Source organism: Streptomyces sp. NBC_01717, assembly GCF_036248255.1.
Lineage (GTDB): Bacteria > Actinomycetota > Actinomycetes > Streptomycetales > Streptomycetaceae > Streptomyces.
Genome location: NZ_CP109178.1, coordinates 8,742,153 through 8,762,517 on the forward strand (window position 1 = coordinate 8,742,153; position 20,365 = coordinate 8,762,517).

19 protein-coding genes are annotated in these 20,365 nt (G+C 67.6%); 7 read left to right on the plus strand and 12 right to left on the minus strand.

Going from position 1 to position 20,365, the window contains the following annotated elements:
• Positions 1–64: 64 nt before the first annotated feature.
• From OHB49_RS39590 to OHB49_RS39610, 5 genes are all read right to left on the minus strand, one after another.
• The gene (locus tag OHB49_RS39590) at positions 65–2,017 is read right to left on the minus strand and encodes a multicopper oxidase family protein (protein ID WP_329165763.1); all 1,953 of its coding nucleotides are present in this window, start codon (positions 2,015–2,017) and stop codon (positions 65–67) included.
• Between the two features lie 389 nt (positions 2,018–2,406).
• Positions 2,407–3,030 carry a CBS domain-containing protein gene (locus OHB49_RS39595; RefSeq protein ID WP_329165765.1) on the minus strand — a complete coding sequence of 208 codons (624 nt, stop codon included), beginning with the start codon at positions 3,028–3,030 and terminating at the stop codon, positions 2,407–2,409.
• A 158-nt stretch (positions 3,031–3,188) separates the two neighbouring features.
• Positions 3,189–4,535, minus strand: coding sequence for a nicotinate phosphoribosyltransferase (locus tag OHB49_RS39600; protein ID WP_327123641.1), 1,347 nt, complete (start codon positions 4,533–4,535; stop codon positions 3,189–3,191).
• 201 nt (positions 4,536–4,736) lie between these two features.
• Positions 4,737–5,558: a polyphosphate kinase 2 gene (gene ppk2 / locus OHB49_RS39605; RefSeq protein WP_329165766.1), complete on the minus strand. Its 822-nt coding sequence runs from the start codon at positions 5,556–5,558 to the stop codon at positions 4,737–4,739.
• Positions 5,559–5,837: 279 nt separating this feature from the next.
• Complete coding sequence (locus OHB49_RS39610) at positions 5,838–6,341, minus strand: hydrogenase maturation protease (RefSeq protein ID WP_329165767.1); 504 nt, start codon at positions 6,339–6,341, stop codon at positions 5,838–5,840.
• Between the two features lie 177 nt (positions 6,342–6,518).
• On the opposite strand from OHB49_RS39610, the gene OHB49_RS39615 reads away from it, so the two are divergent.
• From OHB49_RS39615 to OHB49_RS39635, 5 genes are read left to right on the plus strand one after another with little or no spacing between them, the layout of a single operon-like run.
• Complete coding sequence (locus OHB49_RS39615) at positions 6,519–7,679, plus strand: 4Fe-4S dicluster domain-containing protein (RefSeq protein ID WP_329165768.1); 1,161 nt, start codon at positions 6,519–6,521, stop codon at positions 7,677–7,679.
• Positions 7,676–8,134, plus strand: a complete 459-nt coding sequence (locus tag OHB49_RS39620; RefSeq protein WP_329165769.1) for a Crp/Fnr family transcriptional regulator — start codon at positions 7,676–7,678, stop codon at positions 8,132–8,134. The genes OHB49_RS39615 and OHB49_RS39620 overlap by 4 nt, the downstream gene beginning before the upstream one ends.
• Positions 8,134–8,970, plus strand: coding sequence for an FAD/NAD(P)-binding protein (locus tag OHB49_RS39625; RefSeq protein ID WP_329165771.1), 837 nt, complete (start codon positions 8,134–8,136; stop codon positions 8,968–8,970). The genes OHB49_RS39620 and OHB49_RS39625 overlap by 1 nt, the downstream gene beginning before the upstream one ends.
• Position 8,971: 1 nt before the next feature.
• A complete protein-coding gene (locus OHB49_RS39630) occupies positions 8,972–9,754 on the plus strand; it encodes an oxidoreductase (protein ID WP_327123636.1) in 783 nt (260 codons plus the stop codon).
• Entirely contained in the window at positions 9,751–11,118 is a 1,368-nt protein-coding gene (locus OHB49_RS39635) for a Ni/Fe hydrogenase subunit alpha (protein ID WP_329165772.1), read from the plus strand. The genes OHB49_RS39630 and OHB49_RS39635 overlap by 4 nt, the downstream gene beginning before the upstream one ends.
• A gap of 284 nt (positions 11,119–11,402) precedes the next feature.
• Here the strand turns inward: OHB49_RS39635 and OHB49_RS39640 are convergent, their stop codons facing one another.
• On the minus strand, positions 11,403–11,684 hold the full coding sequence (locus tag OHB49_RS39640) for a dsRBD fold-containing protein (protein WP_327123634.1): 282 nt from the start codon (positions 11,682–11,684) through the stop codon (positions 11,403–11,405).
• A gap of 434 nt (positions 11,685–12,118) precedes the next feature.
• On the opposite strand from OHB49_RS39640, the gene OHB49_RS39645 reads away from it, so the two are divergent.
• Positions 12,119–12,328: an SHOCT domain-containing protein gene (locus OHB49_RS39645; RefSeq protein WP_329165773.1), complete on the plus strand. Its 210-nt coding sequence runs from the start codon at positions 12,119–12,121 to the stop codon at positions 12,326–12,328.
• Positions 12,329–12,677: 349 nt separating this feature from the next.
• On the opposite strand, the gene OHB49_RS39650 is transcribed toward OHB49_RS39645, so the two are convergent.
• Positions 12,678–13,577, minus strand: a complete 900-nt coding sequence (locus OHB49_RS39650; protein ID WP_329166789.1) for a pyridoxamine 5'-phosphate oxidase family protein — start codon at positions 13,575–13,577, stop codon at positions 12,678–12,680.
• Between the two features lie 203 nt (positions 13,578–13,780).
• Between OHB49_RS39650 and OHB49_RS39655 the strand changes: the two genes are divergently transcribed.
• Complete coding sequence (locus OHB49_RS39655) at positions 13,781–14,455, plus strand: CBS domain-containing protein (RefSeq protein ID WP_327123633.1); 675 nt, start codon at positions 13,781–13,783, stop codon at positions 14,453–14,455.
• Between the two features lie 224 nt (positions 14,456–14,679).
• On the opposite strand, the gene OHB49_RS39660 is transcribed toward OHB49_RS39655, so the two are convergent.
• The 5 genes from OHB49_RS39660 to OHB49_RS39680 form a co-directional block, all read right to left on the minus strand.
• Positions 14,680–16,086, minus strand: a complete 1,407-nt coding sequence (locus tag OHB49_RS39660; protein WP_319740170.1) for a PP2C family protein-serine/threonine phosphatase — start codon at positions 16,084–16,086, stop codon at positions 14,680–14,682.
• 1,024 nt (positions 16,087–17,110) lie between these two features.
• Positions 17,111–17,626: a DUF2231 domain-containing protein gene (locus tag OHB49_RS39665; RefSeq protein ID WP_329165775.1), complete on the minus strand. Its 516-nt coding sequence runs from the start codon at positions 17,624–17,626 to the stop codon at positions 17,111–17,113.
• A gap of 138 nt (positions 17,627–17,764) precedes the next feature.
• Positions 17,765–18,532, minus strand: coding sequence for an FAD:protein FMN transferase (locus tag OHB49_RS39670; protein WP_329165776.1), 768 nt, complete (start codon positions 18,530–18,532; stop codon positions 17,765–17,767).
• Positions 18,525–18,956: an FMN-binding protein gene (locus tag OHB49_RS39675; protein WP_306092165.1), complete on the minus strand. Its 432-nt coding sequence runs from the start codon at positions 18,954–18,956 to the stop codon at positions 18,525–18,527. The genes OHB49_RS39670 and OHB49_RS39675 overlap by 8 nt, the downstream gene beginning before the upstream one ends.
• Positions 18,957–18,967: 11 nt before the next feature.
• A complete protein-coding gene (locus OHB49_RS39680) occupies positions 18,968–20,332 on the minus strand; it encodes a ferredoxin reductase family protein (RefSeq protein WP_329165777.1) in 1,365 nt (454 codons plus the stop codon).
• Between the last annotated feature and the right edge of the window lie 33 nt (positions 20,333–20,365).

The following is a 20,365-nucleotide window of genomic DNA, read 5'->3' on the forward strand; positions in this document are numbered from 1 at the left end:
CTCGGTACGAGGGGTTACGTCATAGAGCGATGGCAGCGTAAAAGCAGGTGTTCTGGCGTTCCGTTCAGGGAGGGCCGACACGGTAGGGCCGCATCATCTCGTTGTCCTCGTGTTCCAGCATGTGGCAGTGCCACACATACTGTCCCGCCCGGTCGAAGGTGGCTTTGACCCGGGTGATGGCGTGCGGATAGGCGATCACCGTGTCCTTGAAACCGCTCTCCCCGGGCTCTGGAGGTCTTGCACTGTGCCCGGCGGTCTGCCGGTCGACGACCTGGAACTGAACCTCGTGGATGTGGATCGGGTGGGCGTCTTTGGTGGAGTTGTGTATTTCCCAGATCTCGGTCGCCCCGAGTGCCGGGTTCTCCGTGATGGGATCACTCCATCCCATGGGGATCCGGTTTCCGTGCCGGTCCACGGTGCCGAGCATCACCATGCGGGGGCCCACCCCCCGCAGGACTGCGGAGTTCTGCTCCTGCAAGGAGACCTGCCGTGTGTGGCTCGCTGGACCCAGTGGTTCGAACGGCGGAAGGGTGAGCTGGGCGGGGGGTATGGTCCTGTCCGGTGTAGCGAGCGGTCGTGCCACGGTGAATTTCATGACCTGTCCGGTGGTCCCGGGAGCCGCCGGCTGGAAGTCTGTGCCCGCTTTCCCGCCCTTGAACGGCTCGTCGGGGCCCTCGTTGACGAGGTACAGATTGGTGCCGACCGGGATCGAGGTGAAGTCGACGATGACGTCGGCGCGTTCGGCGGGGGCGGTGAGCAGTTGGTCGCGCTGCACAGGTGCGGGCAGGAAACCTCCCTCCGAACCGATCTGCCAGAAGGGGAGCACCGGAGCTGAGGGACGAGGGGCCATCGGGTCGGTGACGATCTTCAGGATCAGGAAGCGTGCGTTGCAGCCGTTGAGAATCCGCAGGCGGTAGCGGCGCGGCTCGACGGAGAGAGTGGGCCAGGTACGGCCGTTGGTCACCATCGTGTTGCCGAAGAACTCCGGGTTCCAGATGGGAGAGATGTCACTGCCGGGGATGTAGGGACCGGTGAAGTGGTCGAAGGATGCACGACTCGCCGGGTAGAACAGGCTGCCGTCGGTGGAGAACGACCGGTCCTGGATGACGACCGGGATCTCGTAGTAGTGCCTCCCCGGGGGGTCACCGAGCTTCGGTGCCGGCCCCGGAAGCACACCGCTCGGAAGGTCGGCAGGCCCGCCACGCAGGAGGTAGAAGCCCGCCAGCCCCGCGTAGACGTTCAGCCGAGTGACCCCCAGGGCATGGTCATGGAACCAGGAGGTGGCGGCACGCTCCTGGTTGGCGTACTGGAATACGGCGGTTCCTGGCTCCCAGGCTGCATGGAACTGGTCCTCGAATATCATCTTGAACTGTTCATAGAAGGAGCCCACCCGTGCATATCCGTCGGGGATGTCGGATGCACGGGGTAGATACCACGCCTCGGGGTAGCCGTCGCTCTCCTGCGTGTTGTGCCCCCCGTGCAGGTGGGTCACGATCGGCACGGGCCCGGTATAGGGGCCGGGTGTCGAGGTGAAGGTCGGTCGGGCATCACGCCATGAAATACCGCCTTCAGGGTTGGCCCAGTGCAGTGTGGGGTCTACCGGCAGTAGGTGCGGCAGATGGTTGCCGTGGCGGTCGAGCAGCTGGTTCACCCACGTGACCTGTATGGCCCGGCCGAAGGTCGCCTCGACGGTGCATGACGGGTAGGCGAAGCTTCCCGGATGTCGGGTCGACCCGTATCCCCACACCGTCGTGGCAGGCATACCGGCCGGCAGAATCTGCTGCCGAAACTGCCGAACACCGATCGTGTAGTGATCGACGTGTCCTGCCTCGTCCCTCTCGGCCCAGGGCATGACTGACGGGACGGCGAGCTCGGTGACGTACTTGTCGATTGCCGTCGGGTCCAGGACGCGACTGGCGAACCCCGGCCAGGCCGACGTGGAGGCAGGCCCGGCCGGGAGGAAGAGGCAGGCTCCGCCGCCTAGGCCGGCCTTGATGAATTGACGCCTTGTGGCCATTTGCGTCCTCCTGGACACGGCCCCCCATCGGCTGTAGTCCCAGAAACCGTTCCAGTGTTTCGGACACAACGAAGAAGGGCCACTCGGAACGTGGCGGGCCGAGGCCTTCGTGCAAGTGCAGCGTTTCAGGTCGCCCGGAGCTCCACTCCGTGGCGTTCACGGTGCATCGCCTACGACTGTGGCGACAGTCGGCTTGATAAAGGAGACTGGTACGGCCCGGCCCGGTTTCAGCGGCAGCGCAGTCACGACACTGCCCCCCCCCGTAACGTGGAGGTTGAGTGTCCACTCCGCCGGAGGAACTTCACTCAGTCGATGCCCCTGGTGAGTCGCGACCACCCGCACGGCGGAGCCGGACCGGCTGTTGCAGGACGCAGTGCCTGGAGGGAGCTTCAGACAAGCTCCATGCGCACGTCCACGACGCCTTCGACCGCGCGAATGGCCCGAGCGAGAAGCGGCACCAGGGAACGGTTTTGGAGAGGCCCTCGCAGGGTGACGACACCATCCAGCACCGAGAACTCCAGCTCGACCGGGGGAACGAGCTCCGCGAGGACAGCGGAGCGGATCTCATCGCCGATCTCCTCGTCCGGGCGCAGGAACACTTTCAGCAGGTCGCTGCGGCTCACGACACCCTCCAGCATGCCGAGGCTGTTCACGACGGGCAGACGCTTTACCCGCTTGCGCGCCATGATGCGGGCGGCCTCGGCGAGCGTGGCATCGGGGTGGACGGTGACGGCCGGACTCGACATCAGCTCCTCGGCCAGCACGGCGTCGGCTTTGGATGCCTCCTCGAGCTGGTCGGGCAGCTTGGGCTCGTCCTGCCGGAATTCCTCCTTCGGCAGCAGGTCCGCCTCGGAGACAACCCCGACGACACGGCCCTCGCCTTCGAGTACCGGCACTGCGCTGACCTTCCACTGGTGCATCAGCTCGACGATCTCCTTGTACGAGGCCTCGCGGCCGATGGCCACGGCCGTGTGGGTCATGACGTCGCTGACGGTGTACCGGGATGCAGTCATGGGGTGCTCCTCGGGCCGGGGCTATTGCGGTGGCGCGGCGGCGTTCATCACGGACAACTGCCGCTGCCGTGAGGGGTGTAAAGGTTAGAGCGGCGGATCCGAGAGGCGCTGCAATCGGTTGACGAGAACAATGGCTTTTGCGTGGTGGCGAGATCGGATCAAATGACTTCGCCAGAGTCCCATATCAGATTCTTCTTGATATATTCGCGGACATGTGCCGCGAGTGAGTTGAGGAGCCCTGAGAGTTCCGCTTTCGGCGCGACGGGTGCCCATATGGTGCGGGCCCCGGGGGGCAGTGCCGCGAGGTCGGCCGCGAACCTTTGCCGCGCTGTGAGCAGCTCCGTGCGTTCCGAAACGCGTCGGCCCTCCCGCATGACCGACTCCAGCAGCGGGACGCCATCCGGAGGCGGCGGTTCGTCGATGAGAGCTATGAGATCCGCATATCCCGGCCTTCGGAACACCTGCTTGCGCCCTGGCGCTGTCACCTTGGCCGAAGAAAGCTTCATTACCGGCCGCCCGTCGTACTCGACCAGCTTGTACGCGGAATCCAGGTAGGGGGCATCCGCGGAGACGCCGATCCGGGTCCCGACGGCGTACGTATCAATGGGCGCTCCGGAGCGGACCAGACTGTCCACGGCGAACTCGTCGAGACCACCGCTCGCCACGATGCGTGTCTCCTGTAGACCGGCGGCATCAAGGATCGTCCGCGCCCGCACGGCCAGTGCTCCGAGGTCACCGCTGTCCAGCCGGATGGCGCACCCCGGACCGAGCCCCAGATCGCGCAGCACACGCGCCGCGGTCGCCACGCCCGTCACGGTGTCGTAGGTGTCCACGAGGAGTGTTACAGGGCCTGGATGGGACCGGGCGAAGGCCCGGAACGCGTCCTCCTCGAGACCGAATGCCTCGATGTACGAGTGGGCCATCGTGCCTACTGCGGACAAGCCCTCGGAGTGAGCTGCCGCCACATTGCTGGTTCCGGCGAAGCCAACCATGGCACCCAGCCGAGCTGCCCGGTGCCCGGCTTCAATGCCATGAGTGCGCCGCAGGGAGAAGTCCACGACCTGGTGTCCGTCGGCGGCCAGGACGCAGCGCGCGCATTTGGAGGCGATGGCGGTCTGGTGGTTGAGCTGGTTGAGTACGTAGGTTTCAACCAGCTGGGCCTGCGGAAGCGGCGCAGTGATTTCCAGCAGGGGTTCGCCGGCCAGCACGATACGCCCTTCGGGCACTGCCCGTACCTCACCACTGAATTCCAGGCCGAGTAGTGGTGCCAGATCCTCGGGCGGTCGTCCCATCACAGAGGCGAAGACATCCACGTCATCCGCGTCCACACGATAGGCGGAAAGGAAGTCGAGGACTGATTCCAGACCGGCACAGACAAGAAAGCCCCGGTCCGGAGGCAGGTTGCGCACGAACAGACTGAACGTCGCCGAACCGGTCATGCTCTCGCTCAGGTACGACTGGGCCATTGTGACCTCGTAGAGGTCGGTGCTCGTGGCATTCGACATCGACGGCACCTTCCCGCCCTGAACGGTTCGCGCGCCTGGCTTCCCTCCCCCCTCCACTATCGGCCTCTGACGCCACGTGGGCCAGCCAAGCGCCAGGCGGCGCCCAGCGAACCTCCTGCTGCCGCTGTAGCAGAGGGGCCCGTCATGGGTGCGGCCCGGGCGGATCACGTCCGTCCGCAGGGGCGGCTCCACCTTCCCGCCTCACGTCCCTAGTTCTGAGGCGTGGTCGGGGACGTAGGTCTGAAGGTCCCTCGGCGGCCGTTGGTATCCGGTGGCCGGCGGCCGCCGAGGGATTTCGATCACTGGTGGAGTGACTGTCTCGTATGGCACGGATGACAGAAGATGGGCGATCATGTTCAGTCTGGCCCGGCGCTTGTCGTCGCTCTCGACTACATACCAGGGAGCCTCCGAGATGTCCGTATGGACGAACATCTCGTCCTTTGCACGGGAGTAGGCCTCCCAGCGGGTGATCGATTCCAGGTCCATCTGCGAGAGCTTCCATCGGCGGGTGGGATCCTGGAGCCGGCGTCGGAACCGTTCCTCCTGCACGGCGTCACTCACCGAGAACCAGTACTTGCGCAACAGAATGCCGTCCTCCACGAGCATTCGCTCGAAGATCGGGCATTGGCGAAGGAACCTCTGGTGTTCCTCCATGGTGCAGAAACCCATGACGCGCTCGACGCCCGCGCGGTTGTACCAGCTCCGGTCGAGGAGGACCACCTCCCCTGCAGCTGGAAGATGCTCTGTGTACCGCTGGAAGTACCACTGGCTGCGCTCGCGCTCGGTGGGCTGCGGCAGGGCGACGATGCGTGCTACCCGGGGATTGAGGTGTTCAGTGACGCGCTTGATCGTGCTGCCCTTGCCGGCCGCGTCACGTCCCTCGAACACCACGACGAGTCGTGCGCCTTCGGCCCGTACCCACTCCTGGAGCTTCACGAGCTCGGTCTGGAGTCGGTACAGCTCCGGTTCGTACAGCGAGCGTCGCAGCTTTCCGGGCCTGCCTGTGCCTTTCTCGTCTGCCATGGGATGACGTTACGGACGGGACCACGCTCGAAGTCAAGCGTCAGCGCCGAACGGACCTCGCCGCGCGGACCCGTTACGGCGTCCGCGTATGGCTCGGGCGGCAGACAGGTGACGCGGGTGTCTCCGTGGCCGTGCCACTGGCGGGTGTGGTGCCGCCGCCCGCTGAGGGTGGCGGGCGAGCGGCCCGGGGTGCGCCGGGGGACCGGGTGCAGAAGCGCTCTGGCATAGGAGATGGCGGCGCGCAAGGGAACGTACACGTCGCACGCAGCCAATTCGCGCCTATCGGCTGCCAGCAGAACCCACATGCAGCGCGACTTCTTCCGCGATCCGTTCGGCGAGCGGCTCCACGATGGCTGCGACGGGTGCTGACAGGCCGGTGCCCAGGCTGCTGTCGGCTCCCTCGATGGCGTAGACGACCAGTTGTCCGGGCAGGCGGTCCAGTTCGCGGGCGAGTTCGACGGCGTCGCCGAGCCCGAGCCCGTGGGAACTCGTCGCACTGCCTGTCTGCGACAGCTGCCCACCATCCAGTTCCAGGCGATGTAGCCGACCGGGATGCCCGGGGTGTGCGTGTGCGGCGTCCACCACGATGGCGAGGTCGGCGTCTTCCCACAGGGTGATCAGTCGGGCGGGGTCACCGTCGCACACCAGAAGGGCGGTCCCACTCGGCAGTGGCCATTCCTCGGCTCGTTCTGTCAGCCGGGCCACGACGGCCCAGCCCACACCGTCGTCGTGGCGGAACTCGTTCCCGACGCCGATGACGGCGATCCGCGTAGTGAGGTTCACACGCTTGCCCCTTCCCGCCGGACAGGCCCGGCAGTTGTACCGGGTCCGCGCGGGGGCCGTACGGGGTGACGGACACCGCCACCTGGACCACGCAGGGGCCGGTCGGCCCATGCCGAGCAGCAGGACCGTGCGCATACTGGCCGGGAAGGCATCATCGGCGACGTCGGAAGGTTGGCGATGGCGGACGACGGCGGCACGGCCGCAGTGATCGGCAAGGACGGCCTGGACGCGCTGATCACGGTCCTGGCCGGGCGTGGCCGTACGGTCGTGGGACCGACCGTCCGCGACGGGGCGATCGTCCTGTCCGAGATCTCCGGCGGTGCCGAACTCCCCTACGGCTGGGGAGTCGAGTTGGAGGCAGGCGTCTACCGGCTGCGTGCCCGTGAGGACGGCGCCGTGTTCGCTCACAGCGCGGGCCCTCAGTCCTGGAAGACGTTTCTGCATCCGCCCCGGGAGCGGCAGTGGACTGCCGATCGCGGTGCCGACGGCGAGCTCATGGTGACCGAGGACCGGACATCACCGTCGGCGTACGCGTTCCTCGGCGTGCGCCCCTGCGACTTGCGGGCCATCGCAATTCAGGACCGGGTGCTGACCGGCGGGAAGTACAACGACCCGGCGTACCGTGGGCGTCGTGAGCGGGCCTTCTTGGTGGCGGCGGAGTGTACCGAGCCGGGTGCCACCTGCTTCTGCGTGTCCATGGGCAGCGGGCCGGCCGTGGGGCCCGGCTACGACCTGGCGCTGACCGAGGTGCTCGATTCCGACGGCCACCGCTTCCTGGTGCGGATCGGGAGCGAGGAGGGAGAGTCAGTCCTGGCCGATCTGCCCCACGGTCCCGCCGACGCCGCGACTCGGACCGCGGCGCGTGAGCGTGTCGCCGAGGCGGCGGATCGCATGGGCCGCAGCATGCCGTTGGTGGACCTGCAGATGCTGATGCGCGAGACGCTCACGGCCGAGCGCTGGGACGATGTCGCGGCCCGCTGTTTGACCTGCGGAAACTGCACCATGGTCTGCCCGACTTGCTTCTGCACCACCACCGAGGACGTCACGGACCTCACCGGTGAACACGCCGAGCGATGGCGGCGCTGGGAGTCCTGCTTCGACCTGGATTTCTCCCATCTGCAGGCGGGGCCTGTCCGCAACTCCTCGCATAGCCGCTACCGGCAGTGGGCCACCCATAAACTCGGCACCTGGTACGACCAGTTCGACAGCTCCGGGTGCGTCGGCTGCGGGCGCTGCATCGTGTGGTGCCCGGTCGGTATCGACATCACCGAGGAGGCCCATGCGCTGAACCTGGAACGGGAGGCCGCCCGGCAGGAGCCGGGGGAGAGCCCGAAATGACCGTTGTGCGCCACGGGTTTCTCGGTGCCCTGTCGCCCGGCCACCGCGAGCGGCTGGTCACGTTCGCCCACGATGTCTCCTTCCCCGGTGGCACCCGCATCTTCGACGAGGGCGGTGTCGCCGACCGGTTCTGGATCATCCGTTCCGGGCTCGTTGCGCTCGACGTTCACGTTCCGGCCCGCCGCGAGGCAGTCCTGGAGACCCTTGGTGAAGGCGATCTGCTGGGCTGGTCCTGGCTGTTCGAGCCGTACCTCTGGCACCTCGGCGCGCAGGCCCGCAGCACCGTGTCGGCGTCAGAGTTCGACGCGCAGCAGGTCCGAGCCGCGTGCGAGAAGGATCCGTCGTTCGGCTTGGCGTTGACCAACTGCGTTGCGCAGGTGATCGCAGGGCGGCTGAAGTCCACCCGAATCCGCCTGCTCGACCTGTACGGGCCCCCCGACGCCGGTGAATCGTGATGACGGCTTCCGCAACATTGACTGCTCGGCCGGGAACCGTCCCCATTCCGTACCGGGTGGTGGAACGCGAGGCCGAGACGCCCGACACCGCCACGATCGTCCTGGAACCGGTCCGCTCGACCCTGCAGCCCTTCACTCCTGGGCAGTTCGCGATGGTGTACGCCTTCGGCATCGGCGACATCCCGTTGTCGGTCTCCGGGATCAACGGGCACCGACTGACGCACACCGTCCGCACGGTCGGAGCGGTCTCCGGCGCGCTGCACGGGCTGCGGCGTGGTGACACGGTCGGAGTGCGCGGCCCGTTCGGCACCGGCTGGGAACTACCCGCCGCAGTTGGGAACGACCTGCTCGTCGTAGCTGGAGGTATCGGTCTGGCGCCGCTGCGCCCGCTCGTACGCGACGCGCTCGCCACCCCTGAGCGCTACGGACGGCTGAACGTTCTCATCGGAGCCCGCACGCCCCACGAGTTGCTCTACGCCGAGGACGTTCGCAGTTGGCAGTCGGCTGCCCGGGTCTTGACCACCGTGGACCGCGCGGACCCGCTGTGGCAGGGCGAGGTCGGCGTCGTCACGACCCTGCTCGACCGGGCCGCCTTCGATCCCGGGGCGTCGGCGGCGTTCATCTGCGGCCCCGAGCCGATGATGCGCGCCACCGCCGGCGAACTGGCGCACCGTGGCGTCGATCCGGAGCTGATTCGGGTCTCGCTGGAACGCAATGTGCACTGTGCCACTGGCCACTGCGGGCACTGCCAGCTCGGCCCCCTCCTGCTCTGCCGCGACGGCCCCGTCGTCAGCTGGAACAAGGCCGCACACCTCCTCATGGTCAGGGAGTTGTGACATGACCGGGAGCGATCGTCCGAAACTCGCCGTCTGGAAGTTCGCCTCCTGCGACGGATGCCAGCTCACTTTGCTGGACTGCGAGGACGAACTCCTCGGCATCGCCGAGAGGGTGGAGATCTCACACTTCCTGGAGGCTTCCAGCACCGACGCGCCGGGCCCGTACGACCTGTCGCTGATCGAGGGATCGGTGACCACCCAGCAGGACGTCGACCGGGCCCGGCACATCCGGGCCGTCTCCAAGCGGTTGGTCACCATCGGGGCGTGCGCGACCGCAGGTGGCGTCCAGGCGCTGCGCAACTACGCGGACGTCGCTGACTTCCAGGCTGTCGTCTATGCCAGACCGGACTACATCGAGACGCTCTCCACCTCCACACCCATCAGCGCCCATGTCCCGGTGGACTTCGAACTGCGCGGCTGCCCCATCGACCGAGGCCAACTGGTAGAGGTCATCACCGCCTACCTGGCCGAACGCAAACCCGACGTACCCGCACACAGCGTCTGCTTCGAGTGTAAGCAGCGAGGCACGGTCTGCGTGACGGTGGCGCATGGTACACCCTGCCTGGGTCCGGTCACCCACGCCGGATGCGGTGCGATCTGCCCAGCGTACGGGCGCGGCTGTTACGGCTGCTTCGGCCCGTCCAACTCGACCAACTTCCCCTCGTTCATTCCCCTCCTGCGCCGAGATGGCATGGACACTCTCGACGTGGTGAGGGTGCTGCGCACCTTCAATACCGCCGCTCCTGAGTTCGATGCGGCCTCCCGGAAGGAACTGGAAGAGTGACCCACCGCGGCTCAAGGGTGTTGAAAGTCGGATCGCTCGCCCGCGTCGAGGGTGAGGGCGCACTGCATCTGCGCATGGGCGGCGGCGAGGTCGCAGAGGCCAGGCTGGCGATCTACGAACCGCCACGCTTCTTCGAGGCGTTCCTACGCGGACGCTCCTACGCCGAGCCGCCCGACATCACCTCCCGAGTGTGCGGGATCTGCCCGGTCGCGTACCAGATGAGCGCCTGCCGAGCGATCGAGGACGCCTGCGGCGTCGTCGTGGACGGGCAGTTGGCGGCGCTGCGCCGACTGCTCTACTGCGGCGAATGGATCGAGAGCCAGACGCTGCACATCTACCTTCTCCACGCACCCGACTTCTTCGGCTGCGACAGCGCCATCGACCTCGCACGCACCCGGCGCGCCGACATCGAACGCGGCCTTCGGCTCAAGCAGGCCGGCAACGCGATCCTCGAACTGCTGGGCGGCCGGGCGATCCACCCGGTCAATGTCCGCCTCGGTGGCTTCCACCGCATCCCGAGCACGACCGAACTGCGCCCGCTGACCGACCGGTTGCGTCGGGCCCGGGACGACGCGGCCCAAACCGTCCGTTGGGTTGCCGGCTTCGAGTTCCCTGACGCCGGTTGTGATAACGACCTGTTCGCTCTGTCCGAGCCCGGCACCTATGCCATCGAGTCCGGCACCCCGACCGTCATGCCCGCGCCGCACACCGGCTGCCTTCCCCCCGAATCCGACCGCGCGCTGCCCACTCGTACCTTTGGGGTCCACGAGTTCGGCGCCCACGTCGCCGAGAGCCAGGTACCCCACTCCACCGCCCTCCACTCCCTGCTGGACAACCGCCGCCATCTCACCGGCTCACTCGCCCGTTACGCCATCAGCGGCCGCTGGCTGTCCCCGATCGCCCTCCAGGCTGCCTACGACGCCGGACTCGGCGACCCCCGGCAGGGCACCGTCTGTCGAAACCCCTTCCGCAGCATCATCGTCCGAGCGGTTGAGGTGCTCTACGCGGTCGACGAGGCACTGCGGATCATCGACGCCTACGAACCCCCGCCGCACCCCTACGTCGACGTGCCCTCACGCGCCGGTACCGGGCATGGGGCGACCGAGGCGCCGCGCGGTCTCTTGTACCACCGCTACACCCTCGACTCCGAAGGGATCGTCACCGACGCCAGCCTTGTCCCGCCGACCGCGCAGAACCTGGGTGCGATCGAGGAGGACCTCCGCCGAATCGTGCAGGAACGCCTGGGAGACGGCGATCCCACCGACGCGGAGCTGACCGCCCTGTGCGAACGGGCGGTCCGCAATCACGACCCGTGCATCTCATGCTCGGCCCACTTCCTCAATCTCACCGTCGAGCGGACCTGAAAGCCGAACGAGGGCGGTGCGTGAATCGGCGTGGCAGCGTACTGGGCCAGCGTAGGTCGCCGCGTCGACGCAGCTCGTTCGGCCGTACTGCGACAGTCGCCCCTGCACCTCGATGGAGGTCAGCCGTACTGGGCAGACAGCAGGGGAATGCCGCACGGCACGCATCGGTGCCGCGTACAGGTGCATCCCGAGGGTCGGACATCGGGCGGCAGCGCGACGGCCGACGCTGTGCAGCGGCGGACCTTTTCTGTCCACCAGTCGGGGCGGCTGCCCTCGACGCCCGTTCAACCGGGCGCGGCAAGGTCACCCGACGCGGAGTCGGCTCTTCCGGCGCGGAGCAGCTGGTTACCGAGGTCGATCAGGGCCCGGCCGACGGCGAACTCGTCGCCGATCTCGGGAACGGGTGTGTCGTTAGGGTTGCGCTGGGCGGAGGTGCGACTCCGAAGGGTGGTGTCACCGGTGTCGAGGACGGCGTGAACCTTGGTGATGTCACCTTCCTCGAAGAGGTCCAGACGCACGTCCCAGTGCTTGCTGCGTGGCTTCTCGGTGCTGGTGTGCAGGGTCATGGCCAAGACTTCCTTCCGTTGAATGGCCCAGCCTGCCGGGGGCGCGACCGCCGTCGGCACGCCGGTTTCCCACGACGGCGAAGTACGAGGATTCGGCGCGGCAACGATCCTTCTCGAATTGTTCCGGCCTCCATTCTGCGCCGTGTGAGCTGTTCCGGGCTTGGGCCTACTGGCCCACAGGGCGTGCCGGACAGGTCCGTCCGGCACGTCCTGCGGGCCGTCCTGCGAGCACGCGGCCGACCGTCCGGCAACCGGGGACCATCCGGCCCTACACCGGCGGTCAGGGCCGAGGGACCGTGGTAGTGACAGTGACAGAGAACGTGGCAGGACAGCGGGCTCCGCGCCCGGGGCCCCCGGCAACAACCGGGAAGTGAAACGCGATGTTTTGGTACGGCCACGGTGGTGGCTGGGGCTGGTTCGCGATGTCAGTGAGCATGGTCTTGTTCTGGGTGGTGATCGTCGGTATCGGCGTGCTCATCTTCCGCGCCTTGGGCCGCACCACTGAGCACCCCCACGTCCAGACTGGGCCCTCGCACGAACAGCTGCTTGCCGAGCGGTTCGCCCGCGGCGAGATCGACGAGGAGGAGTACCAGCGGCGCCTGACGACCCTGCGCGCTTCCCCGCCTTCCACGAAACACGGGTGACCCCTGAGGATGCCCTTGCCGACCGATCGCATCAAGGACGCCGTGACCGCATCAGACGGGGAGGAGCCGTCACGACTATGCGTCCAAGCGCAGCGCCCTCTCCCGCCGGTGCAGCATCAACGTCACCCCCGCGGAGCGCGGCCTTGTCTCGTGATGATCTGCGCAGGGAGATCCCACTGAGCCGAACCGCCCCGACTGGTTCTCCTCAAAGCCAGTGTGAACACTTCGCATCCCGTACGCATGCCAGGGAAGAAGCCGTGCGGTTCTGCCGCATTCCTGGAATTGCTTTGCGGTGACGGTCAGATCGCGGTCGTGGAACGCGCGCCGGGCAAGCCGCAGTCCGTGGCCCTCATTGATCGGCAGGACTGATGCGACGCCCCGTTAGGCGCGTGGGCCGGATCGACACCCACATCTCGCGTTGGCCCCCCGCCCAAGGCTTGGTATGGGCGCGAACGGCTAGCCGATGTACCGCGTCGGGCTCCGTAACAACCCGTGCAGGGCCGACTGCGAGCACGCTCCAGCCCTGGCTCATGGCCTCATCCACATGGTCGACCTCGAATGCGACATCCGTTCCCACAGCTGCTGCGGGCACCGAGGCAGGCGCGGTCCGGAAAACGATCGCGTCATCGATGACCTCGTAGTTCACCGGGATGACGGCTGGCCCGTCGGGTGTCGACACCGCGACTCGCCCCACGCCATGCGTGGAAAGCCGGGCTCGGCATTCGTCTGGGCCTATGTCCTGCAGCCGGGGGTGCACGAGCGCGCGACCTTGGCCTGGCGGCCGGTTGATGCCGCCTCCGCGCAGGACTGCAACGTTGGTGCCCAGCGCGCCGGCCAGTCTGATGAGACTCGCCACAGTCGGGTCGGCCGGCCGTTCTTCGAGATACGCCAGGTAGGCCGGCGCCATTCCGGCGAGGCGGGCTGCTTCTGCCCGGGTGAGTCCCTGGCGCTTGCGTTCGAACGCCACGCGCCGACCGATGTCGCCAGGGTTGGGTGCCCTGCCAAGCGAGGTCCTGGCGGACTCGGCACCCGCCTCATCCGTGGTTTCTCTCTCGGGCCGGTGTTCGATGTGTTGGACATGCGCGTCGGGGCCCGGGAAAACGAGAGTCACCGCGTCCGTATCCGACCAGCGCACGTCGTAGGGAGGGGTTCCGTCCTCGTGGTGGAGTCCGACAATCTCGCCGTCGCGCCTGGTAGCGCCGGTGGCTGGGCTTTCGACCACAAGTTGATCGCCGAGGTGAGCTCGCATGATCGCCGCCGTTTCCTCACTATGTTGCTGTATCCAACGTGCCACGCGCGGCGTGCTGCCGCACGGGGTGAAACCCTGACCGCCTCGGCTCAACGGGCCAGGCTGGGGCTTCCCCCCAAACGGACCCGGGCGGCTCACCTGTGGGCGATTGGTTCCTGATGCGCCTCACATGTGCGTGTCACACCCCCGAAGGGAGAAGCATCATGCACCACCGAACGGTCGCAGAGCTCATGACCCGAGACGTCGTCCGGGCACGGCGTGACATGCCCTTCAAGGAGATCGTCAAGCTGTTGGCGGAGAACGATGTCACCGCCGTACCCGTGGTGGATGCACGGGACCGCCCCATGGGGGTGGTGTCCGAGGCCGACCTCCTGCGCAAATCCGCGGACCAGGCCGATCCCTCCGGCCGGACCCCGATCCCACATCTGGAGGCGTGGGAGCGCGCCAAGGCCGAGGGGGCCAGGGCCGAGGAGCTGATGTCGGCTCCCGCGGTGTGCGCCCGTCCGGAGTGGACCGTAGTTGAGGCCGCCCGCCTCATGGCAGTCCAGAACGTCAAGCGGCTGCCCGTCGTCGACGAGACGGACAGGCTCCAGGGCATCGTCAGCCGCAGTGACCTGCTGCGGATCTTCCTGCGCCGTGACGACGCCATTCGCGAGGAGATCAACCGGGATGTGCTGCAGGGGACGTTGGGCCTCGCTCCCTCGGAGGTGACGGTCGAGGTACGTGAGGGGCAGGTCACCCTCAATGGATCTGTCGAGTTCAAGAGCCTGGTCCCCATCATCGAGCGGTTGTGCCGGAGCGTTGACGGCGTGGTCTCGGTCTCTGAGCACATCGCGCACCGCACCGACGACGCCCGGAATTCCCCCACCGGCACGTGAGCCATTCAGGACCGGGGCGGCGACGGGACCGTCGGCCCTTCGCGCAACGGGTGAACGCCGGTCCGTGTTGTCTGCACAGACCTTGACGGCTGGGTTCGCGCCACTTCAGCCGATGATCTTGATGAGGAATGGCCGGGCCCTTTCGTGGCTTGCGGGACGCGCACGCGCGGTGTGGACTCCGTCGGCCAGCTCGCACTGATTGATCGGGGAGCGGTGACTGTCCGTCAGATCGGCAATGGCGGGTCCCCTGGGCCGCGTTCCTGACGAGCGTTCGACGGACGGTGTTCGTCCGGAGTCTCCCCGGGGCTTGGCGGGGTTCGCAGGGCGAGGATGGCCATGTCGTCGTTGCCGTCGCTGGGGTGGTTGTCGGCCAGTGCTTGCACGAAGTCGTGCAGGGGCATGGCGGCGTGGGCGACAGCGATAGCTGCGAGGCGTTCCAGCCTCTCTTCAATCGGGTGCTCACGGTGTTCGACGAGCCCATCGGTGAAGAACATCACCACCGCTCCAGGGGGCAGAGGGTAGGTGTGGTCGTGGCGTGACTGGGCGATGTCGACGCCGAGGGGCAAGTCAGGGTCGGCATGAAGATAGCGAGCCCGGTGGTCTGGGGTGATCAGCAGTGGTGGGGGGTGGCCTGCGGTGCTCCAGCGCAGTGTCCAACCAACCGGTTGTCTGGGTTCGATGCGTGCAAGGCATGCGGTGGTGACGGGGCTGTCTGTGATGGCTTGGAGGGTGCGGTCGAGTCGACTGAGGACGGCGCTGGGCGGGGTGTGTCGGTCGTAGAGGAGGGCGCGCAGCATGTTGCGGGTCTGGGCCATCGCGGCGGCGGCCTGGAGATCGTGGCCGACGACATCGCCGATGACTGCGGCGCAGGCTTGGTCAGGGACCAATAGAGTGTCGTACCAGTCTCCGCCGACTTGTCCGGGTGTGCTGGCAGGAATATAGGCAGCGGCAGCCTCGAACGGCTCCAGGTGCTCGGGAAGCCTCGGTAGCAGGAGCCGCTGGAACCGCTCGGCGTCGAGGCTGGCCTGCTCGTACAGGCGGGCGTCGTCGATGGCCAGGGCCGCGGCGCCGGCCAGCGCGACGATCAAGACTTCGTCGTGGGCATCAAAGGGCCGGTCGTCGAGCCGCTCGGAGACATACAGATCCCCGTAGATCTTCCCGCGGATGCTGATCGGCGCTCCCAACAGGGTCCGCAAGGCCGGATGGCCGGGCGGGAAGCCTGCTGAGTCAGGGTGGTCGGCGATGTCATCGACGCGCAACGATTGAGGGTGGGCGATCAGATGCCCGAGCAGACCGCGCCCGCGAGGGAGCTCCACGCCGACCAGGTCTGCCCGTTCCTGCTCGGACAGGCCCACGGGGACGAACAGTTCAAGGTTTTCGCCCTCCTCGTCAAGCACGCCCAGCGCGCCGTAGCGGGCGCCGACCAGTTCCATCGCTGTGGACACGATCAGACCCAGCACGACGGGCAGCTCTACGTCGCGGCTCAGGACGGCTTCGTACAGGTCATGCAACTGGTCCTGGGCCCGGGCCAACGATCTGAGCTGCTCGGCGATCCGCTCCAACTCAGTGCCCAGACGCAGGCGCAGCGTGGGGTCAGGGTGCTGCTGGGGGGCTTCGGCATTCCCGGTCATCACGGCCGCCTGGTGATTCGATTTCGGTTCGGTGGCCCTCAGCTCATCAGGAGTCGGTACCAGTGTGGATCAGACTGCCTTGCAGGTGAGTCGGGAGGGGCTGCCGCACGAAACCTCGCGTTGGTCGAAGGCCTTGCGTCACTGCTTAAGGAGGTGTTGACGGCTTCTTGTCCAGGTTCAGGTACCCCAGCTCCGGCGACACCGGCGTCTGTGCTGTTCCGGCACCCCTGGGCCAACGCCGGGCTGTGACAGTGGGATCCGCGTGGCAGGCACGACGGATCGGCTCATCACCCACTCACGCGAGCGGTGCATCTCGGGCTCCTGACACGACCGTGATCAAGCAAGATCACAGCGTGACACGATCAAATAGCCCAACCCGCTCATTACTCCGAAAGCGGCACGCCACACCTGGCGCAGCTCGGGCAGACCGGTCCGCGTTCGCGGGAACGTCGCTGCGTATTCCGGTTGGCACCATCGCTGGGAAGGTTTTGTGACGGCAGCGGTGCGCCGGCCGACGGCGGGCCTCCGTGCCGGTTTACAGCAGGGCGATCAGCCCTGTCGGCGGGGGTCGGCCTCCGAGCCGATGCTTACCGGGATCGGTGCCATCGTCGTGCTCACCGCTCCAACGCGGGCCGAACGCGCGGCACGGCCCCAACCTCGACCCCACGGACGGCGAGAACATCTCCCCGGAAGGGGTCGACTCGCTTTGCGCGAGAGCGAGCTCTGAGAAACGATCCGAGCGACGCCCCGGTGACCCGATTTTGATCTTGCTCCGGGAATGGATCGTTGTGAGAAGCAGCCGTTGTGCCACCGGCGCTTCGCGGCTACGGGGGTCAGTTCCCCGTGTGGTTCGCGGTGTGATCACAGGGACCGACCGCGTGAGCCGAGCAGTGGTGCTCGGGCATGTCCTGGACCTCCTGCTTTTGGTTTTGGTGCTCAATGCGCATCAAGCAGAAGGGCTGGATGCTGTGTGGTTGTCAACGAGCGCGGTCCCCGGGCTGGGGTGCCCCCCGACGGATGCCGGTCAGTCACGGTTGGAGTGCGCGGTGGAGGAGTAGGCGTCGTGCCAGGCGGCTTTGGCACCGGACTCGCCGATTCGGTACACCTGTACGCCCGCGCCGACTCCGACGACGAGGGACAGAACCGCTGCGGTGATGCGCAGCGGGATGGCCACCGTGCTGGTGGATCCCCCCGCTTCGGGGGTGCGGTGGGCGGTGTGGTGGTAGGACCACCACACCGCCGTGGCCGCCAGGAAGAGTGCGACGACCCAGGGAAGGAGTTCCTCGCCGAGTTCGGTGTGCTTGCGGACCAGGGCGTTGCTGTCCACGTGCCGCTCCAGCCACTCGCCGGCGTTTGTCGTCAACGGCACGCTAATCAGGGACACCAGGGCGAGGGCCGGGAGTGCAAGTCCGAACCGGCGCATGACCGAGGGGAGGGCGGCGCACAGGATCAGAGCGAGAGCAGTGAGGGGTACCAGGATCACGACGAAGTGCACGAACAAGACGTGCGCGGGAATGCCGTTGATCAGGTCGGGTCCCACAGCGGGGCTCCTTCGGGGTTGGTGTTCAACGCTGGACAGGGAACAAGTAGAGCTTCTACGGCGCCTTCGGTGGCGAAGCCGCGGCCGTGACCGGGAGGCGGCCGTTCCCTGCGAGCGGGAATGAGTCCGCGCCCTGTCTCATGATCCATATCGCCGGAATCCTGGGGTACGCCATTCCTGGCCGTCGGGCAGCACCGCGAGTGCTTCGTATCCGTCCAGTGTTTCCACCCAGCCCTGTGCCCCGTCGCCTCTGGCGAATGCGGCGGTGGCGTAGGTGTCGGTGAGCGTCAGGCGGGGCCCGACGAGGGTGAGGGAAGCGAACGCCGCGGCGGGTGTACCACTGTGCGGGTCGACGATGTGAACGCCGCGTTCGGCAGTGCCCGAGGTGGCGACGGCCAGGTCGTGGCCGGCGGTGATGACGGTGGCCAGTTCGCCGGGGCGCAGCGGGTGGGCGATGCCGATGCGCCACGGAGTGCCGGGGCCGGCCTGACCGCGGAGCTGCAGGTCACCGCCGCCGTTGACGCACGTGTGGTGCGCGCCCGCGTCGTAAAGAAGCTGGGACGCCGTTTCGGTGGCCCAGCCTTTGACGAGACCTGAGGGGTCGAGGGTGCCGGAGGGGGTGATGCTGAACCAGCCGTCGCTGTCGTGGGTGGCCTGTGCGCACAGGGACAGGACTTCGTGGACTTCGGCCGGACAGTCCTGAAGGCGGATTTCGCCGCGGTCGAGGCGGCTGATGTAGCTGTCGGGCCGGTAGGTGGAGAACACGGCGTCGACCCGGTGGAGGTGGTGCACAGCCTCGGCGAGGGCACGGTGGATGGCGGTGGTGGGCTTGTCACGGAGGTCGAAGGAGAAGACGGTGTCCATGACGTGCTCGACGTGGCGCAGCCCGCGCGCGGGGTCAGGCATGGGCCCGGTCCAGGGCGCTTTGGAGGGACTGGATGTAGCCCTGGCTGGTGTAGCTCGCACCGGAGACGGCATCGATGTGCGCGCTCTGAGCCCCGATGGCCTCCTGGGTGAGGCGGGGCAGGGCGTAGGCGGCGATCTGCTGGTCGCGGCCGTTCTGGTCCGGTGCCTGAAGAACCTTGACGGAGGTGATCTTTCCCTTGGAGAGGACGGCGGCGACCTGCACGGCTCCGTACTGGGTATCGATGGGATCTCCGGTGAATGTGCCCGTCCCCGTGGACGCACCGGCGGGGGTGTGTGGCGATGCGGAGGCTGTTGGGGACCTGGGGGCCACTCCTGCGAGGGCGGGGAGCTGGTGAGGTTTGAGGGCGAGCAGGGTTACGACGAGGGCGCTGATCCCGGTGGTGGCGAGGACGGCTGGGCGCATGGCGGTTCTCCTCAGAACGCGAAGGACTCGTGGTGGATACGCCGTGCCGGCACACCGGCGTCGCGCAGGGCTGTGATCGCGGCCTGGGTCATGCCGGGAGGGCCGCAGAGGTAGACGTCGTGTGCGGCCAGGTCCGGCACCAGATCGGTCAGGCCCCGGGCGGTGAGGGGTGAGGAGTAGGCGGCCGGTTCGTCGACGACGTAGTGCACGCCGGCGCGCCGGCGGGCGGCTATCGCGTCGAGTTCACTGCGCAGGGCGAGGTCGGCCGGGCGGCGGGCCCGGTAGACGAGGGTGACCTGGCCAGGCAGTGTCTCGAAGAGCGCGCGCAAGGGGGTGATGCCGACACCGCCGGCCAGAAGAAGGACCTTGGGGGCGGTGCGGCGCCTCGCGGTGAAGGCGCCGTAAGGTCCCTCGGCCCAGACCCGGGTGCCGGGTGCCAGGCGGGCCAGCGCGGCGCTGTGCCCGCCTGCCGTCTTCACGGTGATGCGCAGGTGGCCGGATTGCGCGGGGGCGGAGAGGGAGTAGGGGTTGGCGGTCCACCACAGCCCGCGGGCCAGGAAGCGCCAGCGCAGGAACTGCCCCGGCTCACCGCCCAGCTCGTCCAGGTGGTCGCCGGTGAGGTGGACGGAGACCACACCCGGTGCCTCGGGATGGACCGCGGCCACGCGCAGTCGGTGGCGCAGTCCGCGCCGGACGGGTACGGCGAACCGGTACCAGGCGACCAGCGCCGCGACGCCGAGGAACAGCGTGTACCAGGCCGCCTGGGCGGAGCGGTTACCGACGAAGTCGGCGCCGTTGGAGAGCTGGTGCCCGAAGGTGAGGAAGACGGCCAGGTAGGTGGCGAAGTGCAGGTAATGCCAGGTCTCGTAACTCATTCGGCGGCGGGCCGCGCGGGCTGAGAGGATTCCGGTGGTCAGGAACAGCAGGAAGCCGGCGGTGCCCTTGAGGAGGTCGGGGTAACGTAGGACGAGCGTGGAGGTCTGGCTGACCACGTTCGTGTGCGAGGTCAGTGAGTAGCCCCAGTTGATCAGCAGGGTGTGGGTGAGGGCCAGGGAGATGGTGCAGCGGCCGCCGAACGCGTGCCAGCGGGCGAGCCGGTCCGTGCCGATGGTGTGGTCCAGAAGCGGCATGCGGGCCATCAGCGCGAGGAGGACCGCGCAGCCGTAGCCGGCCAGGAGCCCGGTGATGCGTCCCGCACCGGTGAGCCAGCCCGCCGGACCGACGACCGAGGTCGTGTCGCTCCACCACAGGGCCAGCACCCCGGCAGCGCTGGCCCAGATCACGAGCAGCGCCAGAATCGGCACGATGCTGCGGCGCGGGCGCCGGTGGCGCATCCCACGGCTCGCGTACGTGGTGGTGGATGTGGTGGCGGTCATGGCGCTCCTCCGGAAGAGACACGCTCCGGTGAT